The sequence below is a fragment of the Bacillus sp. JJ1566 genome (assembly GCF_036962685.1).
Lineage (GTDB): Bacteria > Bacillota > Bacilli > Bacillales > Bacillaceae_L > Ferdinandcohnia.
On record NZ_JBALOP010000002.1, the window covers coordinates 116,967 to 142,277 of the forward strand.

Here is a 25,311-nt window from a genome sequence, read left to right on the forward strand (position 1 = left end):
TTTTTTTTGTTCAGCAGAAGTTGGAAACCTCTACTGAACAAAAAAGCCTCCGGCGGATGCCACGATTTTTCAAAGGAAATTTTTCGAGCAGTAAGGATCAAAGACTAAGAACGCCACATCCTGATGTCTTCGTCTTTATGACCCACTTCCTGTAGGCCTAAAAATCGGGCAGCAAATACGCCAAGGCGCATTTGAGAATATTTTGGTAAAAATTTATAAAAACTGGTGGTGGAAAGTGGGGGATTGTGGTAATATAAATACAGAAAGTGGGGACAATAGATATGTTCATGGGAGAATACCATCATACTGTTGATACGAAAGGCCGAATGATTATACCTGCTAAGTTTCGAGATAACCTTGGTGAAACATTTGTTTTAACAAGAGGTCTTGATCAGTGCTTATTTGGTTACCCACAATCTGAATGGAAAATACTTGAAGAGAAATTAAAAACACTCCCACTAACTAAAAAAGACGCTCGCGCTTTCACGCGATTTTTCTTTTCAGGAGCCATTGAATGTGAACTTGATAAACAAGGAAGAGTGAATATTGCATCACCACTTATTTCATATGCAGGGCTTGAAAAGGAATGTGTAGTGCTTGGCGTATCAAACCGCATAGAAATTTGGAGTAAGGATAAGTGGGAAGAATACTTCGCTGCTTCTGAGGAATCTTTTTCCGATATTGCTGAAAATATGATCGGTTTTGATATATAATTATCTTTTGTGTAAAGATAATAAGAGTACAACAAAGATGATTATAAGAGGTGTTAGCATGTTCGAACACAAAACCGTTCTATTAGAAGAGGCTGTAGAAGGATTGAAGATAGATCCAGATGGCATTTATGTAGACTGCACACTTGGTGGAGCAGGACATAGTACATACATAGCTTCAAAGCTTTCAAACAAAGGCAAGCTATATGCATTTGACCAAGATGATATCGCAATCGAAAATGCAAAGGACAAGCTTGCTAAATATGGTGATATTGTTACAATCATCAAAAGTAATTTTGCAAACATAACTGAAAAATTACATGACCAAGGTGTAACAGCTGTCGATGGCATATTGTTTGATTTAGGTGTTTCATCTCCACAATTGGACACTCCAGAAAGAGGCTTTAGCTATCACCACGATGCCCCACTTGATATGCGAATGGACAGGGGTGCATCATTATCCGCTTATGACATTGTAAATCATTGGTCATATGAGCAAATGGTTAGAATCTTTTTTCAATACGGTGAAGAAAAATTTTCAAAACAAATTGCTAGAAAAATAGAAGCTGCCAGGGAGAAGAAACCAATTGAATCAACTGGAGAATTGGTGGAATTAATTAAAGAGGGAATTCCTGCAGCAGCAAGAAGGACTGGCGGACATCCGGCAAAGAGAATCTTTCAAGCCATCCGCATAGCAGTAAACGATGAACTAAAGGTATTTGAAGATGCGATTCAACAGTCAATCGAGCTCCTTGCAACAGGAGGAAGAGTGAGTGTCATAACCTTTCACTCGCTTGAGGACAGAATTTGTAAAGTTGTCTTTAAAAAGGCAAGTGAAGGTCCCCCCTTACCACCGGGGATTCCAATCATTCCAGATGAATATAAACCAATATTAAAACTTATTACAAGAAAACCGATATTACCTACAGAGGAAGAATTAGAGGCGAACAATAGAGCCCGGTCTGCAAAGTTAAGGATCGCGGAAAAACTTTAACCCTAAAAATAAGATAGGTACTTAAGGAGGGATATGATGGGTAATTTAGCATACAAAGTAAGACAGACTGAACAACAACAACCATATCAAACACCAAAGACACAACCAATTAGAAAGAAGTTTCGATTTACGTTAGGGGAAAAGGTATTAGGGATTGTATTCTCCGCAGCTGTTATATTCTGCGCAATTCATATCATATCTAACCAAGTATCGATCTATCATACAAACATCGAAATTCAACAAATCGAAGCAACAATCAATCAACAATCGAAAACGAATAGTGACCTTTATGTACAAGTTCAGGAATTAAGTGAATATGAACGCTTGATGGATAAAGCTAGAGAGCTTGGTCGGAGCTTAAACGAAAATAATGTTAAGGTTGTTCAAGGTAATTAATTATGAAAATGAAGGTTAAAAATAACAATATAAATAGAGGAGCAGCATTTATTAGTATAATATTTGCTTTGCTCTTTTTTACATTGGTGGCAAGATTTGTGTATATCCAAGGTACAGGTACAGTTGATGGTGTTGTATTAGCAGCTTTAGCAGAAGAAAAATATACGAAACAAAGAGGAATTGAGGCACATCGAGGAACCATTTATGACCGCAATGGAAACCCAATTGCAGAGGACACTTCTACCTACACGGTTGTCGCAATCCTTGATAAGGATTTGACTGTAGATGAAGATAATCCACAACATGTCGTTGATCCAGAGGAAACGGCTCGCAAGCTTTCACCCCTATTAAAGATGGACGAAAATGAGATGTATGAAATTTTAACGCGGGATAAAAAACAAGTTGAATTCGGGACTTATGGCCGAGACATTAGTACATCTCTCAAACAGGAAATTGAAAGCTTAGAATTGCCAGGTGTTGCGTTTAGGAGAGAGCTAAAACGTTACTATCCAAACGGGACTTTTGCATCACATGTAGTGGGGTATGCTCAAAAGGTGACTGACAAGGAAACGAAAGAGACGGGAACGGTCGGGAAGATGGGAATTGAGCAAAGTCTCGATAAATACCTTCGAGAAGAAGATGGTTACATGAAATTTCAGAGTGATCGGAAAGGCTATAAGTTACCAGATGCAAAGGAACAGATTGTCGCACCTGATAATGGAAGCAATGTCTATCTAACCATTGACCAAACGATTCAAACGTTTTTAGAGGATGCTATGAACACGACGATTAAGGAATATGAACCTGAAAAAATCATTGGTGTTGTGGCAAACCCAAAAACAGGTGAAATCTTAGCGATGTCGACAAGACCTAGTTTCGACCCGAATGTTCGAAACATCGAAAATTACTTGAATGATGTCATTGCCTATCCGTTTGAACCAGGTTCAACGATGAAAATCTTCACATTGGCCGCAGCGATTGAAGAGGGAGTCTATAATGGGAATGCGTCCTTTGCTTCGGGAAGATACACTGCTGGAGGAGAAACAATTCGTGACCACAATAGGTCCGGATGGGGGACGATTACCTATGATGAGGGTGTTCTTAAATCTTCAAACGTTGCGTTTGCAAAGCTAGCAAATGAACAGTTAGGAACGGATAAATTATTGGAGTATTTAGGACGTTTTGGACTCGATCGACCAACTGGCATCGATTTGGAAGGCGAAGTCCAAAATACCATCAATTTTAAATGGGAGATTGATAGAGTTTCAACGGCATTCGGTCAAGCATCCTCTGTTACCCCGATTCAGCAGATCCAAGCAGCAACGGCGATTGCTAATGGCGGTAAGATGATGAAACCATATGTTGTTGATAAAATTGTTGACCCTGATACTGATAAAACTGTTGTGGATCACAAGCCTCAAGTTGCAGGACAACCTGTTTCAGCAGAAACCGCTAATAAAGTTTTAAATTTATTACGCCAAGTTGTAACAGATGGTACAGGGAAAGCTTATGATCTTGAAGGCTATCAAGTGGCAGGAAAAACAGGTACTGCTCAAATACCGAGTCCTGAAGGTGGGTATTTATCGGGAAGAGGTAATTTTTTATACTCATTCCTAGGTATGGCACCATTGGATGACCCAAAATTAATTGTGTATGTTGCTGTAGAGAAGCCTAAGCTGAAAGATACAGACATCGGTCATGAACCTGTTGTAATGGTCTTTAATCATGTCATGAAAAATAGCTTACAATATTTAAATATTCAACCGATTGAACAAAACTCTGAAGAGAATGTCGATGTTGATAAAGAAATTGAAGTTGATTCCTTTGAAGGCAGCCCAATTGAAGAGGCTAAAGCTTCGCTTGAAAAGCTCAATCTTAAGGCAACTTTAATTGGAAATGGAGAGAATATTATCGCCCAAAGCCCAAGCCAAGGTGAAAAAATTCTGCCTAATGGACAGGTGTTGCTTCTTACAGATCAGGAACCGACACTTCCAGATTTAACAGGTTGGTCAATAAGGGATGTCATGAGGGTGGCTGATTTAACAAATATTCAAGTTTCCTATAGTGGTACTGGATATGTCGTACAACAAAGCTTAGCGCCGGGTTCTATCATAAAGAATGGTGATAAACTTTCCGTCAATTTAGCACCACCGTACACACCAAAAGAAGAAACAGATGATGAAGAGAATAGTGAGAATGAACAATAAAGGAACTGATTTCAGTTCCTTTTTCTATGCCTCAAGAAATCCGATATTCTCACACACGTTCTATTCGTACGTGTACAAGCATATATTTAGACGAGCCTTGGATTTGCAAGTTTAATAGGAGGTACATCTATATGCGTGTTTCGAATGTGACAGTACGTAAAAGATTATCATTAGTACTATTTATAGGGATTTTATTATTTTTAATTATCGACGTTCGCTTAGGATATGTTCAATTTTTTGTTGGGAATAAGCTAACCGCACTCGCGAAGGATTCATGGAGCCGGGATATACCGTTTGAGCCTGAGCGGGGAAAAATACTAGACCGAAATGACGTCGTTCTTGCAACGAACCAGAGTGCTCCAACTGTTCTAGTTGTTCCTCGGCAAATTGAAAATCCTGCTGAAGCGGCAGAAAAGCTTGCTGCGGTTTTAAATATGTCTAAAGAAAAAGCGTATAAAAAAATAACCCAAAATGAATCAAAAGTTTATATCAACCCTGAGGGCAGAAAGATTTCTCATGAAAAAGCCAATGAAGTCCGCGCACTTGGGATAAAGGGTGTTTATATAGCGGAGGATTCGAAACGTCATTATCCATTTGGCAGCTATCTATCTCATGTATTAGGTTTTGCTGGAATTGATAATCAAGGATTGACAGGACTTGAGAAAAGCTATGATGAAGAATTAAAGGGTGAAAAAGGAAGTGTGCAATTCTATTCCGATGCAAAAGGAAGAAGAATGCCAGATATTGCAGATGATTATACACCACCAGAGGATGGTCTGGACTTAAGGTTAACGATTGATACGAGAATTCAATCCCTTATTGAACGTGAACTCGATAATACCGAAGCACAATATAATCCTGATGGAATCATTGCGATTGCGATGAATCCTAATAATGGTGAAATTTTAGGGATGTCATCAAGGCCAGACTTTGATCCAGCAAATTTTCGGAATGTTCCACAAGAGGTATACAACCGTAATCTCCCAGTTTGGAGTACGTATGAACCTGGTTCCACCTTTAAGATTATCACTCTAGCTGCTTCATTAGAAGAAGGGAAAGTCAATTTAGATAATGATTATTTTAATGACCCTGGATTCGTTAAGGTAGGGGGAGCGACCCTTAAATGCTGGAAGCGGGGAGGACATGGCCATCAAACATTCCTAGAAGTTGTTCAAAACTCCTGTAACCCAGGTTTTGTAGAGTTAGGAACAAGATTAGGGAAGGACACATTATTTACCTATGTTCGCAATTTTGGATTTGGCCAAAAAACAGGCATTGACCTTCAGGGAGAAGGAACTGGTATTCTTTTTAAACCAGAGAACGTAGGACCCGTAGAGCTAGCCACAACTGCATTTGGTCAAGGGGTTGCAGTAACACCAATTCAACAGGTTACAGCTGTTGCGGCTGCCGTAAATGGTGGAACCTTGTATAAGCCATATGTTGCAAAGGAATGGGTGGACCCTATTACCGGGGAAGTGGTAAAGAGCAACACACCTGAAGTAAAACGTAAGGTCATCTCTGAAGAAACGTCTAAAAAAGTTAGATATGCACTTGAAAATGTTGTAGCGAGAGGTTCAGGTGGTGGAGCCTATGTGGATGGTTATCGTGTAGGTGGTAAAACAGGTACGGCTCAAAAATCAAAAAAAGGTGGTGGCTATCTCCAAAATAACCATATCGTATCCTTTATAGGTTTTGCACCCGCGGATGATCCACAAATAGTCGTCTACGTTGCGGTCGATAATCCGAAGGGCACGGTCCAATTCGGTGGAGTCGTTGCAGCACCTATAGTTGGAAATATCATGCGTGAAAGCCTGCCGCTGCTTGGAATTGAAAAGCGTGACAACCAAATCGAAAAAGAAATGAGATTATGGACGGACAAAAAATATCTTGAAGTACCGAATGTAATTGGCTTAACGAAACAAGAATTACAGCAACAATTAATGAATATAAAATTGGATATTAGTGGAGAAGGAAATGTTGTTGTTGACCAGGCACCGAATGCAGGAGAACGGGTTCAAGAAGGTACGACATTACGGATCCATCTAGGGGAAGCTGCAGATAAAAGTGAATCAAAAGATAAGAACTAAGTAGCTCTAGAGGATTCCTCCTTTAGGCTTCTTTTTTCTATAAAAAGGAATACCTTTAATATAGAGGAATAAAATTTTTGGTAAGGTGTCCTTTTTAAAAGGAAAATAGGGTACTAGACAACACTTGTGGATTATGTTACTCTGATGCAATTCCTAAAGATATATTCGAGAGGGAATGGTAAAATTCATGATAAGATTACAGGACTTATTAGCGAACCTGCATGATTTTACGGAAAAAGGTAATGCCAATCCTTTTATCACATCTCTTGAAATGGACTCGAGGGAGGTCGAAAAGGGGAGTTTATTCTTTTGTGTAGAAGGTAGTTCATTTGATGGTCATTTATTCGCAGCAAAAGCTGAAGCGAAGGGTGCAGTTGCGATTATCGCGGAAAAACAGGTACAGGTGTCCATTCCGGTCATAATGGTAAAGGATACAAGAAGAGCAATGGCGATAATAGCAGATGCTTTTTATCGGCACCCGACACACACGCTTCAATTAATAGGGGTAACTGGGACGAATGGGAAAACATCAATAAGTCATATCATTGAAGAAATTTTTAAAGAAGCCGGTGAAAAAACGGGCCTTGTTGGAACAATGTATACTAAAATCGGAGAGCAAACATTTGAAATGAAGAATACAACTCCGGAATCAGTGATGCTCCAAAAGTATTTTCATCAAATGGTATTAAAAAAAGTAACCAGGGCTGTAATGGAGGTTTCTTCCCATGCTCTTGATATGGGCAGGGTACATGGATGTGATTTTAATATTGCAGTGTTTTCAAATTTGACACAGGATCATTTGGATTACCATCGGACAATTGATGAGTATCGCAGAGTGAAAGGTTTGTTGTTTGCTAGTTTAGGAAATCGATTTGATAAAGATCATCCGAAATACGCGGTTTTAAATAATGATGATCCTGCTTCAGAGCAATACGCAAGATCAACTTCAGCAACAATCGTTACATATGGAATACAACATGCGGCAGACATCGTGGCTTCTAACATTCGTATGACCGCCTCTGGGACGCAATTTTATTTACAAACCCCGTTTGGTTCTTACGAGGTGAAAATGAATTTAATTGGATTGTTTAGTGTTTATAATGTATTAGCTGCTATTGCTACCTGTATCGTTTCCGGGATCTCGATTTCAACGATTATTAAAGCTGTCGAAAAGGTCAAGGGTATACCTGGACGTTTTGAAATAGTGAACCAAGGGCAAAATTTTACTGTGATTGTCGACTATGCACACACTCCTGATAGCTTAGAAAATGTCTTAAAAACGGTTAGACAATTTGCAAAAGGGAAAATCAACGTAATTATTGGATGTGGCGGAGACCGAGATCGGTCGAAGCGTCCACTCATGGCGAAAATCGCAACAAAATTCGCGGATGTCCCCATTTTTACATCAGATAATCCTCGCTCTGAAGATCCTCTTGAAATTTTAAAGGAGATGGAAGCGGGGGTTGTAGGTGAATCTTATATCACCATCCCTGATCGTGAAAAAGCAATTTTTTATGCTATTTCAAATGCGTCTGAGAATGATATAATAATCATTGCTGGAAAAGGACATGAAACCTATCAAATCATTGGGAATAAAACTCATTCATTTGATGACCGCCTTGTTGCAGCTCGTGCAATTAAGGAGTTGAATTAATTGTTATCCAATCAAGATATGTGGACCCTTTTTGAAGAGGCGTATGGGATTAAAACACAAAATTTTAATCTTGAGGAAGTGATAACCGACTCGAGCGTCTTATCGAAAAAAGGACTTTATATTTCAATTGAACAAGAAAAAAGGGATGAATTTTTAAGGCAGGCACTTTATAATGGTGCTGTTGCAGCAGTTTGGCCAAAGGATGAAAAAATACCGCTATTTCTTCCCAATCATTTCCCTGTATTCGTAGTCACAGATCCATTACCAGCACTCAAACAAATCATAGAATTTTATCTAAAAAAAATCGAAGAAAATGGGTATGATACAATGACAAAATTTAAACTATTTACAAATGAAACTAAAACCTATGAGCAAGACAAAAAAACGGTAAATGAAATTAAGATGCTAGCAAAAAAAATATCAATGATTGAAAAAGGGAGGGGATAAAAATGATTGAAGAAGTAGTCATATATTCAATCGCTATAGGATTTATCATAAGTGTCATTCTCTCCCCCATTTTTATCCCTTTCTTACGTAGATTAAAATTTGGACAAAGTATCCGTGAGGAAGGTCCTAAATCCCATCAAAAAAAATCGGGAACACCAACGATGGGTGGAATCATTATTTTGGTTTCGATTTTACTTACGACGATTTTAGTGTCGACTCGATTAGGAGAGCTGTCGGTTACGACATATTTACTTTTATTTGTAACATTGGGATACGGGGTATTAGGATTTTTGGATGACTTTATTAAAGTAGTATTAAAAAGGAATCTCGGTTTGACCTCCTTACAAAAGTTGCTCGGTCAAATCGCTATTGCTATCATTTTTTATTTTATTTTTAAACAAAATAATTTCTCAACGGCAGTTTCAATACCAGGTACAGATTTTGTGTTTGATTTAAAAATTCTGTATGTACTCCTTTTAATCTTTTGGTTAGTTGGTTTCTCCAATGCTGTCAATTTAACGGATGGTTTAGATGGATTGGTGTCAGGGACGGCAGCAATTGCATTTGGTGCGTTTGCGGTATTAGCTTGGAACCAAGCGCAATATGATGTTGCTATCTTCTGTGTAGCTGTGGTCGGAGCGGTTCTTGGATTCCTAGTGTTTAATGCAAATCCGGCAAAGGTATTCATGGGTGATACAGGGTCACTAGCACTTGGTGGAGCGATTGCAGCGGTTGCCATTATGCTAAAGCTAGAAATCTTACTTATATTAATCGGTGGCGTTTTTGTAATTGAGACATTGTCTGTTATTATTCAAGTTATCTCATTTAAAACAACCGGTAGACGTGTGTTTAGAATGAGTCCTTTACATCACCATTACGAATTAGTGGGATGGTCTGAATGGCGGGTTGTTGTGACATTTTGGACAGTAGGTTTATTATGTGCGATTCTTGGAATCTATATTGAGGTGTGGATTTAATTGAAAAATACAAAGAAGTTTACTAACAAACATATTTTAATACTTGGACTTGCCAAAAGTGGCTTCGCTGCTGCTAAAGTTCTGCATAATCTTGGCGCACGCCTAACGGTTAATGACCAGAAGCCATTTCAAGAAAACGAGGCTGCTCAGGAACTTGACAATATAGGAATAAAGGTAGTATGTGGAGGTCATCCAATTGAAATCTTGGATGATCATTTTGACTTTATTGTTAAAAATCCGGGAATCCCTTATAGCAACCCACTTCTTGTAAAGGCGACAGAAAAAGGAATTCCCATTATTACAGAAGTGGAACTAGCGTACCATATTACCCCTGCGGAATTTATTGGTATTACGGGTTCAAATGGAAAGACAACAACGACGACCTTGATTTTTGAAATGCTTCACAAGGGTGAGAAATCCCCTTTGATTGCAGGAAACATTGGAACAGTTGCGTGTGAGGTTGCACAAGAATCGAAGCAGGAAAACATCATCGTTACTGAACTTTCCTCCTTTCAATTAATGGGAGTTGAAGATTTCGCACCAAAAATAGCCGTTTTATTAAATATTTTTGATGCCCATCTCGATTATCATGGAACGAAAGAAGAATATGTGAAAGCAAAGGCAAGAATCTTTGAAAATCAAACGGAAGCCGATTACAGCGTCATTAATGTCGATGACAAGGATGTTGTTAGAGCAGCAGAGGGTACTCAAGGAAAGAAAATTCCATTTTCAACGATGAAAGTATTAGAAACGGGTGCCTATATTAAGGACCAAGCAATCTATTTTAACCAAGAAAAAATCATCGAAATTAAGGATATTGTTTTACCTGGGGTCCATAATCTTGAAAATATTTTGGCTGCTGTTGCGGTTGCAAAGCTCGTTAATACGCCTAATAGTGCCATTGCCGAGGTATTAACAACCTTCACGGGGGTAAAACATCGCCTTCAATTTGTCACTTCGATTCAGAATCGTAAATTTTATAATGATTCAAAAGCAACAAATATCCTTGCAACGAAAAAGGCGATTTCTGCTTTTGAACAACCGGTTATTTTATTAGCGGGAGGGCTTGATCGAGGAAATGAATTTGACGATCTTGTCCCTGAATTAACTAGTGTTAAAGCAATGGTTCTGTTTGGTCAAACAGCGAAAAAGCTTGAACGAGCAGGGAAAATAGCTGGAATAGAAATGTTAAAAACTGTCGATAATGTTGAAGCAGCGGTAAATACGGCTTATGCCCTTTCAAATGAGGATGATATTATTTTATTATCACCTGCATGTGCAAGCTGGGATCAACATAAAACATTTGAAGAAAGAGGAGACATTTTTATAAACGCCGTGCATAAGCTTAAGTAAGGGCTTGGACAATCTAGAGCAAAGCTTGTGGTGGGAAAATCCACTTACTGATTGTCATCATAAGCTCTGAATCTAGAATGTAGAGGTGTTTTGATTGTGAGCCAAAAAACGACTCCGGATATCATATTAATTATTACAACACTTACACTTTTAGCAGTCGGATTGATTATGGTGTACAGCGCCAGTGCGATATGGGCTACATATAAATTTGATGATTCGTTTTTCTTTGCTAAAAGACAGCTTCTATTTGCTAGTGTTGGAGTCATTGCAATGTTTTTTATAATGAATGTGGACTATTGGACATGGAGAACTTGGGCAAAAGTCCTCATCATTATTTGTTTTGTTTTATTGGTTGCAGTATTGATCCCTGGAATTGGGATGGAGCGTAACGGTTCACAAAGTTGGATTGGTGTTGGAGCGTTTTCTATCCAACCATCAGAATTTATGAAGTTAGCGATGATTGCCTTTTTAGCAAAATTCTTATCTGAAAATCAGAAGAAAATTACATCCTTTAAAAAAGGTTTAATGCCATCCCTGTCTATTGTTTTTCTAGCATTCGGTATGATTATGTTACAGCCGGATTTAGGAACAGGAACAGTTATGATAGGTACTTGTATCGTAATGATTTATGTGGCGGGAGCAAGAATCTCCCACTTTGTTGGATTGGGATTAATCGGTGTGGCCGGGTTTGTTGCCTTAATTTTATCAGCTCCATATCGAATTAAACGAATTACCTCCTTTTTAGATCCATGGGAAGATCCGTTGGGAACTGGGTTTCAAATCATTCAATCCCTTTACGCAATTGGTCCGGGCGGTTTATTCGGTTTAGGTTTAGGACAAAGTAGACAGAAGTTTTTCTATTTACCAGAACCGCAGACAGATTTTATCTTTGCTATCCTTGCGGAAGAATTAGGCTTTATCGGAGGTTCATTTGTCATCATTTTATTTAGTATTTTACTATGGAGAGGCGTACGTATTGCTCTAGGTGCTCCTGATTTATATGGAAGTTTTCTGGGGATTGGAATTATTGGAATGATTGCGATTCAAGTGATTATCAATATCGGAGTGGTTACAGGTCTAATGCCTGTAACGGGAATTACTCTTCCATTTTTAAGTTACGGAGGCTCATCCCTAACCTTAATGCTTATGGCAGTGGGAGTCCTTTTAAATATTAGCAGGTATTCAAGGTATTAACCCCAAATGATATGAATATATGTTATACTATGTTATGGTTTTAACCCTGTTTACTTGAACAGGGTTAAACTTCTTTTAATGATAAAACTTCCAAACGGGAGGAGTTTCCTTGAAAATAATTGTTAGTGGTGGAGGTACAGGGGGGCATATTTATCCTGCGCTTGCCTTAATCAAAGAAATCAAAAAGCTAAACCCTACAGCTGAATTTCTTTATATCGGCACTGAAAAAGGGTTAGAAAGTAGTATTGTGACACGCGAAGGTATTCCTTTTAAAACGATACATATCACAGGGTTTAAAAGAAAGCTTTCCTTTGAAAACATTAAAACCATTACGCGTTTTCTAAAGGGAGTTAGTGATAGCAAGAAATTAATTAAAGATTTTAAACCAGATGTGGTTATTGGTACAGGCGGTTATGTCTGTGGACCAGTTGTCTACGCAGCATCAAAATTACATATTCCTACAATAATTCATGAACAAAATAGCATTCCAGGACTCACTAATAAATTTTTAAGCCGCTATGTCGATAAAGTGGCAATTTGTTTTGAAGAAGCAGGGCAGTATTTTCCTAAGGAAAAAGTCATTCTTACAGGAAATCCACGGGCTTCTGAAGTCATAGGCAAAGATGGCCGAGCGGGTAGAGAATCTGTTGGACTTAACAGCTCCCAAAAATCCGTTTTATTAGTGGGGGGAAGTAGAGGCGCGAAACCTTTAAATGATGCTTTTTTAAATGCCTTATCTGAAGTGAAGGTAAAGGATTATCAATTCTTATATGTAACAGGTGAGGTTCATTATGAAAATGTACTTAACCAGGTAAAAGCGGTTGGAAATCCTGATAATGTCATTATCAAGCCGTTTATTCACAATATGCCAGAGGTGTTAGCTGGCGTAGATCTCGTAGTTGCTCGTGCAGGTGCGACGACATTAGCTGAGTTGACTGCCCTTGGTCTGCCAAGCATTTTGGTGCCAAGCCCATATGTAACAAATAATCACCAAGAAAAAAATGCAAGGTCCTTAAGTGAGAAAGGGGCTGCGATTTTACGCCTTGAGAAGGAGTTAACTGGCACTCAGCTAATAAATGACATTGACTCCATCCTTTTAAATCAATTAAAACTTGAGGAAATGAAAAAAGCATCCTCACAAATAGGTATACCAGATGCAGCAAAACGGCTATACAATGTAATGAAAAATCTAATTTAGTGTCTAGCTTCATGCGCCATCGGCTCGAGGTCATAAGTCAATCACTTCTGAAGGCAAAAACGCCTTCTATCAGTGCACGTCTTATGCTTGTCGCCGATAAGCAGGCGCCTTGCGCTTTTCTATTTTAGACAAATGTACCATGAAGCTCACGTGGAGCATAAACTATATTATGTTTGTTCCCAGTGAAAATGCTGATAAAGGAGGTTAATATGGACAAAATTGTAAAAGAACTTCAAGAGGAAAATGTTGGCAAGGTTTTAGTGAATGAGCCTTTATCAAAGCATACAACGATTAAGATTGGTGGACCGGCCGATTTATTCATCGAACCAAATAGTATTGAATCATTAAAAAAGACGCTTGAGATAATTAAAAGGCATGGAATCAAATGGCGAGCAATCGGAAGAGGGTCAAATCTCCTTGTTTCTGATAAAGGGATTGAAGGAGCTGTCATTAAGCTAGGTAATGGCCTTAACCAAATGGAACTTGATGGAACCACGTTAACAGTTGGTGCAGGATTTTCAATTGTAAGTCTTGCCGTACAAATTGCAAGAAAAGGATTATCAGGACTTGAATTTTCAAGTGGGATTCCCGGTTCCGTTGGTGGGGCTGTCTATATGAATGCAGGGGCACACGGGTCTGATATATCTAAAGTATTAACAAAAGCACATATTTTATTTGATGACGGTAGCTTTGAATGGATATCAAATGAGGAAATGGATTATTCATACCGCACCTCAATCCTTCAAAAAAAGCGACCGGGGATTGTAGTGGAAGCGACATTTCAATTATCTGAAGGAGATAAAGCAGATATTTCGGCAGTTATGAAGAAAAATAAAGACTATCGAAGAGATACTCAGCCATGGGACCTTCCATGTGCCGGAAGTATTTTCCGTAATCCACTTCCAAATTATGCGGGACAATTAGTTGAAAAATCAGGCTTAAAAGGGTATGTCCTTGGCGGAGCAAAAATTTCTGAAATGCATGGGAATTTTATTGTCAATGCCGGAAATGCAACAGCCCAGGACGTGCTGGATCTAATTGAATTTGTAAAAGAGAAAATCTACACTTTACATGGTGTGCGAATGGAAACGGAAGTTGAAATAATTGGTCGAATGTAGTCAGTTTCAACACCCATTTCTTAGGAAAATATGATATAATACAATAACATGTATGTGTTACTGTATTGATTAATTAAAACGGCATGTATACATGCCGTTTATTCTTTCGTTTTAAGTACTTTATGACCGAGATAATTCTTAACTGAAAACTGATTAAAACATACATAATTTTGTATTTCTAGGATTTTCCTAGAGCGGGGTGAATGTATTTGGCAAAACAAAAGGTTGTTACAATAGAAGACCGAATTCCAAAGCTGAAGCAACGGAGAAAACAAAAGGCAAATCGAAGGTTGATTATGTATATTATGTTTTTCTTTTTTTTGCTTGCTGGAATTCTTTATTTTCAATCTCCTTTTAGTAAAATTGGCGATATCACCATTACAGGCAACCAAAATATCTCATCTGATCAAATTGTAAGTTTAAGTAAACTAAAAGTTGGGACAAGCTTTTGGAAGGTCGATAAGGATATAGTAATCCAAAATATTAATAAACACCCTGAAATTAAGGAAGTTACGGTTGAAAAAAGACTTCCAAATCATATTATGCTAAATGTTAGTGAATTGAATCGGGTAGGATACATAAGTGGACCTAATACTTTTTATCCAATTCTTGAAAATGGAGACATTATTGAAAAACCACAGGAGTTCGGATCAAAAGCGATTCCAGTTGATGCACCCATCTTAGTTGATTGGGAGGATGAGGCTTTAACACTGCTTGCAAAGGAACTTAAAAAAGTCCAACCGTCGATTGCAAAGCTTATTTCTGAAATTCATCATACACCCACAGAGTATGATCCGCTTCAGATGACTTTGTATATGATAGATGGGTATGAGGTAAAAGCTACGGTAAGAAACTTTGCGAAAAATATAACGGCTTATCCAACGATCATAAGTGAATTGGATCCGTCTCTTAATGGATATATTGAACTAGATGTTGTACCAACATTTATTCCATACGAATACGAGAACACCAATGAAAATGAGGAGATGGTAACAGATGAAGGTGAAGGGTAAGCACGTCATTCTCTCATTTGTTTGCTTAGTCCTGGGCTTTATGATTTCATTCTCGTACCAATTTACAAAGGAACAATTGGAATCAAATCGGGTAACTGAACAACAATGGAATGAAGAAGCTAAAATTCGAACTGATTTGAATGAACAAAACGAAAAAAATAATGAGCTCCAAATAAAGTTGATTGAAAAGCAAAATGAAATTCAAGCAATTGAAGAAGAGCTCGCAAAAGAAGAACAGGAACAAATTTATTTCAATCTTGTCGAGGAAGTAGAAAAGTACCGGATGGTTGTCGGTGAGATTGGTGTAAAAGGTCCGGGGGTTGTTGTGTCACTTGAAGATGCCTCTTACGTACCATCAGGTCAGGATGTGAATAATTATTTAGTTCATGAAAGTCATTTATTCAAGGTCATTAACGAACTTTATGTATCTGGTGCTCAAGCGGTTTCTGTTAATGGAAAGAGACTTAGCCATGATTCTTATATTTACTGCAATGGACCTGTTGTTGTCGTTGACGGTAACCCTTTTCCGGCTCCATTTGTGATTTCAGCAATCGGTGATCCAAATGTACTGGTGCCTGCTTTAAATATGAATGGAGGAATTACTGACCAATTGATACAGGACAATATTGTAGTAAAAATTGAGAACAAGGCACAAATTCAAATGGCTCCATTAATTAATGCAAAATAATAATACGGGTAATGTGTTTTTACATAAAAGGTAAGGTGGATTAATTGGACAAAAAAACAGGCATTAGCTTCACGGTTATTACGTGTATAATTGGGTTTATGGTTGCTGTCCAATTTCAAACCATTAAAGAACCTGAAGTACGTGATACCCGTGATTTATGGGAATTACGCGAGGATTTAAAGCAATCTCAAGAATTGTATACGGAGCTTTTAACAAAAATTTATACATATGAAGCGAAGTTAGAACAATATGAAAGTCAGCGTGATGATAGTAAAATCATGATTCTTAAGGATACTCTTGATGAATTAAAGAAAGAGGCTGGGCTTACCCAAGTATCTGGCCCTGGAATCACGATTACGGTTGAGCAATCGTTCAATGAAGCTGGCAAGCAAGCCACAACCATTACTCCTAGTTTGCTAAGATGGCTAGTAAATGAATTAAATTCCTATCAAGCAAAGGCGATTTCAATTGATGGTCACCGAGTCATTACAACAACGGTGATTCGAGAAATTCAAGGAAGACCGAAAATCGATTCGTACTCTATAAGTCCATTACCGATTGAAATAAAAGTCATTGCTGATGATGCAGAACGACTTTACAATAAGCTAAAAGCATCAGAAGCCGAGCGTCAGTTTTTCATTGACAATTTACGTTTGAAAATATCAAAGCCAAATAAAGTCGTAACGATACCTGCGTATGACGACCCAATTAGGATTACAGAAATGCAACCTAATATGGTACCAGATAAAAAGTGATAAAGGTGGAACATAGTCATGTGGCTCCCAATTTTCGGACTAATAGTCGGAATTATTCTCGGACTATTATCGGAATTTAAAATTCCGGCAGAGTATTCAAATTATTTATCGATTGCGGTTTTAGCAGCACTTGATACATTATTCGGTGGTATTCGTGCACACCTACAAAATATTTATGATCAGTCCGTCTTTGTTTCTGGTTTCTTTTTTAATATTTTGTTGGCAGCAAGTTTAGCTTTTCTAGGTGTTCATCTTGGTGTAGACTTGTACTTGGTAGCCGTTTTTGCATTCGGAGTGAGGCTTTTCCAAAATATTGCGGTTATCAGACGAATAATTTTATCCAAATGGAGCCTTTCTCGTGATAAAATAGAAAAAAATTGATTTTTTATAGAGGGAAAATCCCTATGGTTGTTGAATATTTTTCATATGATTATTTTTTTCAGCTAAACTGAAAAAAATAATAGCCTCCGGCGTATGCCACAGATTTTCAAAGGAATCTTTTCGGGCTTAGGATCAAAGACTAGGAACGCCACGTCCTGTGGCAACGTCTCTGTGACCCACATCGTGTGGGCCTAAAAAATCTGGGCGCAAATACGCCAAGGCGTATTTGATTTTTAAGTATATGAAAAATTGATGCTGTTTTTCAAAATGATATTTAAATGTGTTATGTGAAAAAAGGAGGTGCCACAGAATGAACAGCAATGAAATATGTGTTAGTCTTGACATCGGTACATCCAATGTTAAGGTTATCATTGGTGAAATGGTTGATGATTCTCTTAACATAATAGGTGTGGGTAATGTTAAATCAGAAGGATTGAAAAAGAGTTCAATTGTAGACATAGATGAAACCGTTCATTCTATTAAAAAGGCAGTTGAACAAGCAGAAAGAATGGTAGGCATTTCTATTAATCAAGTAGTCGTATCTGTTCCAGCGATTAATGTACAGTTACAGGATGCCCACGGTGTTGTAGCAGTTTCTACTGAGTCTCGTCAAAACCGAGAAATAAGCAATGAAGATGTTCTACGTGTAATCGACGCCGCACAATTTATTTCTCTACCACCAGAAAGAGAAATTATCGATATGATTCCAAATCAATTTATTGTGGATGGATATGATGAAATAAGTGATCCACGTGGTATGTTAGGTGTTAGACTTGAAGTGGAAGGTACCATCATTACAACTTCACGTACAATCTTACATAACCTGCTTCGTTGTGTTGAAAAAGCAGGCCTTGATATCACTGCAATATCTTTGCAGCCACTTGCATCTGGTTCAATCTCATTATCGGATGACGAGAAACATCTTGGGGTTGCTCTCGTTGATATTGGTGGAGGTTCTACTACGGTTGCACTATTTGATAATGGTTACTTAAAAGCAACAAGTGTCCTACCTGTTGGTGGTTACCATATTACAAAGGATTTAGCAATTGGTTTGCGCACATCAACTGAAGATGCTGAAAAAATTAAAATTAAACATGGACATGCTTTCTACGATGATGCTTCTGATGAAGAAGTATTTAAAGTTCCAATTATCGGCAGTGATCAACAAGAACAATTTACCCAATTACAAATTTCTGAAATTATCGAAGCAAGATTAGAAGAAATTTTACAATTGGTTCAAAAGGAAATTAAGAAAATGGGTGTAGGAGATCTTCCTGGTGGCTTTGTTCTTACAGGTGGAGTTGTAAATATGCCTGGAGTATTAGAGCTATCTCAACTTGTATTACGAAGTAATGTTAGAATTGCAAAGCCTGACTATATTGGCGTTAGAGAGCCTCAATATGCAACAGGTGTAGGATTATTGCAGTTCGCTTATGAACAAGCAAGAGTTCAGGGAAGAAAAATTAGCACGACGGTCCAGGTGGAAAGCCCTGAAAAAAGACCAACCAGACAGCCTCAAGCGAAAAGTCACCCTAAAAACTCAAAGGAAGAACAAAATATAGGGAAAAAGGTTAAGAGGTTTTTTGGTCTCTTCTTTGAATAACGATTTTACAAGAGAAGTATATTTGCAAATTAGGAGGATCTAATAATGTTAGAGTTTGATACAAATGTTGATCAATTAGCTACGATAAAGGTAATAGGTGTAGGTGGCGGTGGAAATAACGCAGTTAACCGAATGATTGAACATGGTGTACAAGGTGTTGAGTTTATCGCGGTTAATACTGACGCACAAGCTTTAAATCTTTCAAAAGCTGAAATAAAAATGCAAATTGGCGGGAAATTAACCCGTGGTTTAGGTGCTGGAGCAAATCCAGAAGTAGGTAAAAAAGCTGCAGAAGAAAGCAGAGAACAAATTGAAGAAGCTCTTAAAGGAGCAGATATGGTATTCGTAACTGCCGGTATGGGTGGTGGAACAGGTACAGGTGCTGCTCCAGTGATTGCACAAATTTCAAAGGATTTAGGTGCTCTTACAGTAGGCGTGGTAACAAGACCGTTCACATTCGAAGGTAGAAAACGTCAAACACAAGCTGCCGGCGGTATTGCTGCAATGAAAGAATCAGTAGACACTTTGATTGTTATTCCAAATGATCGTCTTCTTGAAATTGTGGACAAAAATACACCTATGCTTGAAGCATTCCGTGAAGCTGACAATGTATTACGCCAAGGTGTTCAAGGTATTTCTGATTTAATCGCTGTTCCTGGATTAATCAACCTTGACTTTGCAGACGTAAAAACAATTATGTCTAATAAAGGTTCTGCACTGATGGGTATCGGTGTTGCTACTGGTGAAAACCGTGCTGCAGAAGCTGCTAAAAAGGCTATTTCAAGTCCATTGCTTGAAACTTCAATTGATGGTGCACAAGGTGTCCTTATGAACATCACAGGCGGAACAAACTTAAGTCTTTATGAAGTTCAAGAAGCTGCCGATATTGTTGCATCAGCTTCAGACCAAGAAGTTAACATGATTTTTGGATCTGTTATCAATGAAAACTTAAAAGAAGAAATAGTTGTTACTGTAATTGCTACTGGTTTTAAAGAAACTGAGATTGAACAACCACGTCCATCCCGTCCTTCATTTGGTGCTAAACCGCAACCACAGGTACAGGCTGCGCCAAGAAGAGAAGTGAAGCGTGAAGAGCCAGTACAAGAAGTAAATACACGTAGCTCAGTTCATGTTGAAGATGAAATCGATGTACCAACATTCTTACGAAACCGTAAAAGAAGAGGATAATTAGTTATCCTTATAAAATTTAGAGAGGCATTTGACAAAAAATTGTCGAATGCCTTTTTTCTTTTTCTCCGTTTTACTCCCTTGCTTCTTTATTCTTAACAAACTGACAAAATAAGAACTAATCTTCCAAAATTTCTCTTTTATTATCGGCATGAAGTGACAGACTTTCATATTAGATGTACTATATACTATTTTTTAAGCTAACTAGTTTCATTTATTACGTTTGAAAAAGAGCTGTGACTATTGGTGAAAGGAGAAATAGGTTGTCCATTTATTTAGATGTAATATGGTTATTAAACTTTTTCTTTGACGCCCTATTATTACTTTTAACTGCGATGATTCTTAAGCGTAAGATTGTTAAATGGCGAATCTTAGTAGGTGCTTTAATTGGATCATTAGTAGTCCTGATAGTAGTTTCTCCTTTTGCGGCATTTGGGTCACATCCACTTTCTAAACTACTCTTTTCAATCGTAATTGTAGGAGTTGCTTTTGGGTATAAACGATTTCGTTATTTTATTCAGGGGCTATTAACCTTTTATTTTGCTACATTCATGATTGGAGGAGGAATGATAGGGGTTCATTATTTCTTAGAGTTTGATGTTCAAATTTTTGATGGAACAATCCTAACGGAATCTACTGGATATGGTAATCCAATTAGTTGGGGATTTGTATTAATCGGTTTTCCCCTTTTATGGTATTTTTCTAAAAATAGAATAGCGGACATCGAAACGAAACAAGTTTTCTATGACCAGATTGTTGATGTAAAGCTTGAAATAGATGATGTTACCTTACAATTAAAAGGTTTGGTTGACAGCGGAAATCAATTGTTTGATCCAATTTCAAAAAGTCCGGTTATGATTTTAGACACGACGAAATATGAGGAATTATTTCCTAAAACATTAATCGAACAATCCAAGAATATCGAGTTATTAACAAATAGTACATCAACAGAATCCCATAAGTGGGAAAGCCGTGTAAGACTTATTCCATATCGGGGGGTTGGACAAGAGCATCAATTTTTACTCGCTGTTAAGCCAGATCACATTACGATTTATCAGGGAAAAGATGAAAATATCGTGAAAAAAGGTCTTGTTGCTTTCAACCATACAACATTGTCTACAGACGGGGAATATGATTGCATCGTCCATCCGAAAATGCTTATTTCATCCTCCATCAAAACAGCTTCTTAATGGTGAAATCAACGAATAGATTCCTATAAATATCATACTCACGCTTTTTACAAATTAGAAGGGAGAACTTACTTGTGACTAAATTAAAATTAAAACTTACATATTGGTGGTATAAGCTGTTAATAAAATTAGGCTTAAAAACGGATGAGATTTATTATATAGGTGGGAGCGAGGCGTTACCGCCACCCCTGTCAAAAGATGAGGAGGAAGTCCTTTTAAACAAGCTTCCTAGCGGAGACAAGGCTGCAAGATCAATCTTGATTGAAAGAAATTTAAGACTAGTGGTGTACATCGCTCGTAAATTTGAAAATACTGGAATTAATATTGAGGATTTAATTAGTATTGGTACTATCGGCTTAATTAAAGCAGTGAATACATTTAATCCTGAAAAGAAAATTAAACTCGCAACTTATGCATCAAGATGTATTGAAAATGAAATTTTGATGTATTTACGTCGTAACAATAAAATTAGGTCTGAGGTATCTTTCGACGAGCCATTAAATATCGATTGGGACGGCAATGAGTTGTTATTATCTGATGTTCTAGGAACAGAGGAGGACATCATTACAAAGGATTTAGAAGCAAATGTCGACCGTAAATTATTAGTAAAAGCTCTCCACCAGCTAAATGACCGTGAAAAACAAATTATGGAGCTTCGGTTCGGATTAATTGGTGGCGAGGAAAAGACACAAAAAGATGTTGCAGACATGCTTGGTATTTCACAGTCTTATATATCAAGATTAGAAAAACGAATCATTAAACGACTACGTAAAGAATTTAATAAAATGGTTTGACTTTATTCAACTGGGGTTGAATAAAGTGAAAGCCTCCGGCGGATGCCACGATTTTTTAAAGGAAATTTTTCGTGCAGTAAGATCAAAGACTAAAAACGCCACATCCTGTGGCATCGTCTTTATGACCCACTTCCTGTAGGCCTAAAAATCGGGAGAAAATACGCCAAAGCGTATTTAATAGAATAAAGTTTTACGTTGTGAGCAATTGATTTTACTGTTTTTATTCACCTATTTTGGAAATAGTTGTGAATTGAAAATGCATATTTTTCCCTCTAACGGAGATACTTAACTTTGTACAGCAACTCCTGTTAGGAGGGAAAGAATTGACTCGAAATAAAGTAGAAATTTGTGGTGTTGATACTTCAAAGCTTCCAGTATTAAAAAATGAAGAGATGCGGCATTTATTTAGACAAATGCAAAGTGGTGATGATTTGTCAGCCCGCGATAAACTCGTAAATGGAAATTTACGACTTGTTCTCAGTGTGATTCAACGGTTCAACAACAGAGGAGAATTTGTGGATGATTTGTTTCAGGTCGGCTGTATCGGCCTAATGAAATCAATCGACAATTTTGATCTCGGTCAAAATGTGAAATTCTCTACCTATGCAGTCCCGATGATTATCGGGGAAATTCGGCGCTATTTACGAGACAACAATCCTATCAGGGTGTCGCGCTCACTGCGAGACATTGCCTATAAGGCCCTGCAAGTAAGAGAGCGTCTAATGAGCGAAACATCCAGGGAGCCCACAGCGGAAGAGATCGCAAAGGTTCTTGAAGTGCCACATGAAGAAATCGTCTTTGCGCTTGATGCGATACAAGACCCTGTATCATTATTTGAACCAATTTATAATGATGGCGGAGATCCGATTTATGTGGTAGACCAATTAAGTGATGAGCGAAATCGCGATTCAAATTGGATTGAAGAGATTGCCTTAAAAGAAGGGATGAGACGATTAAACGATCGTGAGAAACTAATCCTTCGCAAACGATTTTTTCAAGGAAAAACACAAATGGAGGTTGCTGAAGAAATCGGAATCTCTCAAGCCCAAGTTTCACGTCTTGAAAAAGCAGCAATCAAACAAATGAATAAGAATATCCAAAATTAATGGGGCTAAAACCCATTTTTCGGACAAGTTTATCACTTGAAAAATGTAAAATCACTAGACATTCGGATTATTCGAATGTCTTTTTTTCGTCAACTGTCAGAACGGTCGTTCAACCCGTCTATTTTTGTCTCATAAAAGACAGTGAGACAGTCATATAGTTTACTATAAGGGGGCGGGGGATATGGTGAAAATTTCTGACTTTCAGGCAAAGGATGTTGTGAGTGTTGTCGACGGAAAAAGACTTGGCAGTATAGGTGATATCGATATTAACTTAACAACAGGGAAAATCGAATCCATTATAATTGGTGGCTATGGAAAAGTATTAGGTTTATTTGGTCGGGAAGAAGAGATTGTAATACCATGGAGAAATATCATAAAAGTAGGAAAGGATGTTATTTTAGTTAGAACACAAAATAATATCGAATAAGTACGGCTAAATTTTGACATTTTTCCTAACATATTCTCCATTCTTTTGCTAAGATGTGATAAAATAGGCAGGAGAAGGGTTCATTTTTCAAAAATAATAAAAAATTGTCGACCCGTCTCGGATAATATGGGTTGAACATGTGAATAAGGGATGTTGTTATGAAACGTGAACCATTTATTCAGGATACAGAACAGGTTTTAAAGGTCACGGCCTGGAGCAAGTTTTCAGAAAAACTGGTTGTCGGGTTTACGACTAAAAATGGAGGAGACAGCAAGACTGAATACGAATCCCTAAATTTAGGGCTGCATGTTAATGATGAGAAAACTTTAGTTATTTCCAACCGTAAGAAACTTGCAGACAATCTTCATTTCCCACTTGAAACTTGGGTATGCTCTCAACAAACACATAAAAATAAAATTGCTAAGGTCACTACTAAAGATCTTGATACTGGTGTTTTTACATACGAGGATGGCATCAAGGATACTGATGGATTATATACGGATGAGAAAAATATTTTGTTAACCCTTTGCTTTGCAGACTGTGTTCCACTTTATTTTTTTACACCATCAAAGCAATTCGTTGGAATTGCTCATGCAGGGTGGAAAGGAACTGTTCAGGATATTGCTGGAGAGATGGTTAGAGCTTGGGAAACTGAAGGTATCAAGCCAGATGAGATTCAAGCTATCGTCGGACCATCAATAGGTAAATGCTGTTACATCGTTGATGATTATGTAATGAATTTCGTTAAAAATTTGGACGATATCGATTCAAAACCTTACGAGAAAATAGGTGATAACCAATATCGACTGGAATTAAAAGAGCTGAACTATCAGCTAATGGTAAGAGCAGGAATTCCTCCTGAAAATATTCAAGTTTCCTCGTATTGTACATCTTGTGAGAATCAGCTTTTCTTTTCCCATCGAAGGGATGCTGGGAAAACGGGAAGGATGATGAGTTTTATTGGCTTTAAGGAGGATTAACTTTCAAATGAGCATAAAAGAAAATCTTTTAAACATACAAGAACATATTGAACAAGCATGCAAACGATCAAACCGTCCAGTTGATGCTGTTTCCATTATTGCAGTTACGAAATATGTAAGTGTTGAAACTGCAAAAGCAGCAATTGAAGCAGGAGTTCACCATATTGGAGAAAACCGTGACGACGGTCTGTTAAAGAAACGAGAGGAAATTGGAGACGGGCCGAATTGGCATTTTATCGGTTCTCTTCAAACAAGAAAGGTAAAAAACATTATCGATAAGGTGGACTACATTCATTCACTTGATCGAATTTCTTTAGCAGAGGAAATACAAAAGCGGGCAACCGGAAAAATAAAATGTTTTATCCAAGTTAATGTATCTGGAGAAGAGTCCAAACATGGAATGACACCCGAACAAGTTGTGCCTTTCATAAAGCAATTAGAAAACTACCCGTCGGTTTTGGTTGTCGGATTAATGACAATGGCTCCATTAACTGAAGACAAAAATACGATTCGTGAATGCTTCCAAAGACTTCGAATGTTAAGAGATGATGTACAAGCACTTGGTTTCCCATATGCGCCATGTACAGAGCTATCGATGGGTATGTCGAATGATTATGAAACCGCAATTGAAGAAGGAGCTACTTTCGTTCGAATAGGTACTTCACTTGTGGGTAAAGAATTTTAACTTTATTCAGCACAAGTCCTACTTTTAAAAGGGATAAATGTGATAAAAAGTATTTAAGTCAGTTGGAATTTTATAAGCCGACTGAATAAAGTTAAAGCCTCCGGCGGATGCCTCAGATTTTTCAAAGGAAGTTTTTCGAGCTTAAGATCAAAGACTAAGAACGCCA

At 37.8% G+C, this 25,311-nt stretch carries 24 protein-coding genes; all 24 read left to right on the forward strand.

Annotated elements, in window-relative coordinates; all coding sequences use genetic code 11:
- Nucleotides 1–281: 281 nt before the first annotated feature.
- The 24 genes from mraZ (at nt 282) to V7112_RS01610 (ending at nt 25,145) form a co-directional block, all read left to right on the forward strand.
- Nucleotides 282–713, forward strand: coding sequence for a division/cell wall cluster transcriptional repressor MraZ (gene mraZ / locus V7112_RS01495; RefSeq protein WP_335414349.1), 432 nt, complete (start codon nt 282–284; stop codon nt 711–713).
- A 58-nt stretch (nt 714–771) separates the two neighbouring features.
- On the forward strand, nt 772–1,704 hold the full coding sequence (gene rsmH / locus V7112_RS01500; protein WP_335414352.1) for a 16S rRNA (cytosine(1402)-N(4))-methyltransferase RsmH: 933 nt from the start codon (nt 772–774) through the stop codon (nt 1,702–1,704).
- A 36-nt stretch (nt 1,705–1,740) separates the two neighbouring features.
- Nucleotides 1,741–2,100 carry a cell division protein FtsL gene (gene ftsL / locus V7112_RS01505; protein ID WP_335414355.1) on the forward strand — a complete coding sequence of 120 codons (360 nt, stop codon included), beginning with the start codon at nt 1,741–1,743 and terminating at the stop codon, nt 2,098–2,100.
- Between the two features lie 2 nt (nt 2,101–2,102).
- Nucleotides 2,103–4,307 (forward strand): penicillin-binding protein, encoded by a 2,205-nt coding sequence (locus tag V7112_RS01510; protein ID WP_335414358.1) that lies wholly within the window; start codon nt 2,103–2,105, stop codon nt 4,305–4,307.
- A 131-nt stretch (nt 4,308–4,438) separates the two neighbouring features.
- Nucleotides 4,439–6,394, forward strand: coding sequence for a stage V sporulation protein D (locus V7112_RS01515; RefSeq protein ID WP_335414360.1), 1,956 nt, complete (start codon nt 4,439–4,441; stop codon nt 6,392–6,394).
- 190 nt (nt 6,395–6,584) lie between these two features.
- Nucleotides 6,585–8,048, forward strand: coding sequence for a UDP-N-acetylmuramoyl-L-alanyl-D-glutamate--2,6-diaminopimelate ligase (locus V7112_RS01520; protein WP_335414844.1), 1,464 nt, complete (start codon nt 6,585–6,587; stop codon nt 8,046–8,048).
- Nucleotides 8,049–8,495 (forward strand): hypothetical protein, encoded by a 447-nt coding sequence (locus V7112_RS01525; RefSeq protein ID WP_335414362.1) that lies wholly within the window; start codon nt 8,049–8,051, stop codon nt 8,493–8,495.
- A 2-nt stretch (nt 8,496–8,497) separates the two neighbouring features.
- On the forward strand, nt 8,498–9,472 hold the full coding sequence (mraY, locus tag V7112_RS01530) for a phospho-N-acetylmuramoyl-pentapeptide-transferase (protein ID WP_335414364.1): 975 nt from the start codon (nt 8,498–8,500) through the stop codon (nt 9,470–9,472).
- Nucleotides 9,473–10,825, forward strand: a complete 1,353-nt coding sequence (gene murD, locus V7112_RS01535) for a UDP-N-acetylmuramoyl-L-alanine--D-glutamate ligase (protein ID WP_335414367.1) — start codon at nt 9,473–9,475, stop codon at nt 10,823–10,825.
- 93 nt (nt 10,826–10,918) lie between these two features.
- A complete protein-coding gene (gene spoVE, locus V7112_RS01540; RefSeq protein WP_335414847.1) occupies nt 10,919–12,019 on the forward strand; it encodes a stage V sporulation protein E in 1,101 nt (366 codons plus the stop codon).
- A gap of 109 nt (nt 12,020–12,128) precedes the next feature.
- The gene (gene murG, locus V7112_RS01545; RefSeq protein ID WP_335414370.1) at nt 12,129–13,217 is read left to right on the forward strand and encodes an undecaprenyldiphospho-muramoylpentapeptide beta-N-acetylglucosaminyltransferase; all 1,089 of its coding nucleotides are present in this window, start codon (nt 12,129–12,131) and stop codon (nt 13,215–13,217) included.
- Between the two features lie 209 nt (nt 13,218–13,426).
- The gene (murB, locus tag V7112_RS01550; RefSeq protein WP_335414373.1) at nt 13,427–14,335 is read left to right on the forward strand and encodes a UDP-N-acetylmuramate dehydrogenase; all 909 of its coding nucleotides are present in this window, start codon (nt 13,427–13,429) and stop codon (nt 14,333–14,335) included.
- A 203-nt stretch (nt 14,336–14,538) separates the two neighbouring features.
- Nucleotides 14,539–15,348 (forward strand): cell division protein FtsQ/DivIB, encoded by an 810-nt coding sequence (locus tag V7112_RS01555; RefSeq protein ID WP_335414377.1) that lies wholly within the window; start codon nt 14,539–14,541, stop codon nt 15,346–15,348.
- Nucleotides 15,332–16,036: a DUF881 domain-containing protein gene (locus V7112_RS01560; protein WP_335414379.1), complete on the forward strand. Its 705-nt coding sequence runs from the start codon at nt 15,332–15,334 to the stop codon at nt 16,034–16,036. The genes V7112_RS01555 and V7112_RS01560 overlap by 17 nt, the downstream gene beginning before the upstream one ends.
- Before the next feature lie 44 nt (nt 16,037–16,080).
- Nucleotides 16,081–16,791, forward strand: a complete 711-nt coding sequence (locus tag V7112_RS01565) for a DUF881 domain-containing protein (protein ID WP_335414381.1) — start codon at nt 16,081–16,083, stop codon at nt 16,789–16,791.
- A gap of 18 nt (nt 16,792–16,809) precedes the next feature.
- Nucleotides 16,810–17,172 (forward strand): small basic family protein, encoded by a 363-nt coding sequence (locus V7112_RS01570; protein ID WP_010282644.1) that lies wholly within the window; start codon nt 16,810–16,812, stop codon nt 17,170–17,172.
- 310 nt (nt 17,173–17,482) lie between these two features.
- The gene (gene ftsA, locus V7112_RS01575) at nt 17,483–18,775 is read left to right on the forward strand and encodes a cell division protein FtsA (protein WP_335414384.1); all 1,293 of its coding nucleotides are present in this window, start codon (nt 17,483–17,485) and stop codon (nt 18,773–18,775) included.
- A 45-nt stretch (nt 18,776–18,820) separates the two neighbouring features.
- Nucleotides 18,821–19,963 carry a cell division protein FtsZ gene (gene ftsZ / locus V7112_RS01580; protein ID WP_335414387.1) on the forward strand — a complete coding sequence of 381 codons (1,143 nt, stop codon included), beginning with the start codon at nt 18,821–18,823 and terminating at the stop codon, nt 19,961–19,963.
- Between the two features lie 263 nt (nt 19,964–20,226).
- Nucleotides 20,227–21,153, forward strand: a complete 927-nt coding sequence (gene spoIIGA, locus V7112_RS01585; protein WP_335414390.1) for a sigma-E processing peptidase SpoIIGA — start codon at nt 20,227–20,229, stop codon at nt 21,151–21,153.
- 74 nt (nt 21,154–21,227) lie between these two features.
- Nucleotides 21,228–21,947, forward strand: coding sequence for an RNA polymerase sporulation sigma factor SigE (gene sigE, locus V7112_RS01590; RefSeq protein ID WP_229140493.1), 720 nt, complete (start codon nt 21,228–21,230; stop codon nt 21,945–21,947).
- A gap of 323 nt (nt 21,948–22,270) precedes the next feature.
- The gene (gene sigG / locus V7112_RS01595; RefSeq protein WP_335414398.1) at nt 22,271–23,053 is read left to right on the forward strand and encodes an RNA polymerase sporulation sigma factor SigG; all 783 of its coding nucleotides are present in this window, start codon (nt 22,271–22,273) and stop codon (nt 23,051–23,053) included.
- Nucleotides 23,054–23,234: 181 nt separating this feature from the next.
- Nucleotides 23,235–23,480, forward strand: coding sequence for a YlmC/YmxH family sporulation protein (locus V7112_RS01600; protein ID WP_335414401.1), 246 nt, complete (start codon nt 23,235–23,237; stop codon nt 23,478–23,480).
- 158 nt (nt 23,481–23,638) lie between these two features.
- A complete protein-coding gene (gene pgeF, locus V7112_RS01605; RefSeq protein WP_335414404.1) occupies nt 23,639–24,460 on the forward strand; it encodes a peptidoglycan editing factor PgeF in 822 nt (273 codons plus the stop codon).
- 7 nt (nt 24,461–24,467) lie between these two features.
- On the forward strand, nt 24,468–25,145 hold the full coding sequence (locus V7112_RS01610; protein WP_335414407.1) for a YggS family pyridoxal phosphate-dependent enzyme: 678 nt from the start codon (nt 24,468–24,470) through the stop codon (nt 25,143–25,145).
- Nucleotides 25,146–25,311 lie beyond the last annotated feature (166 nt).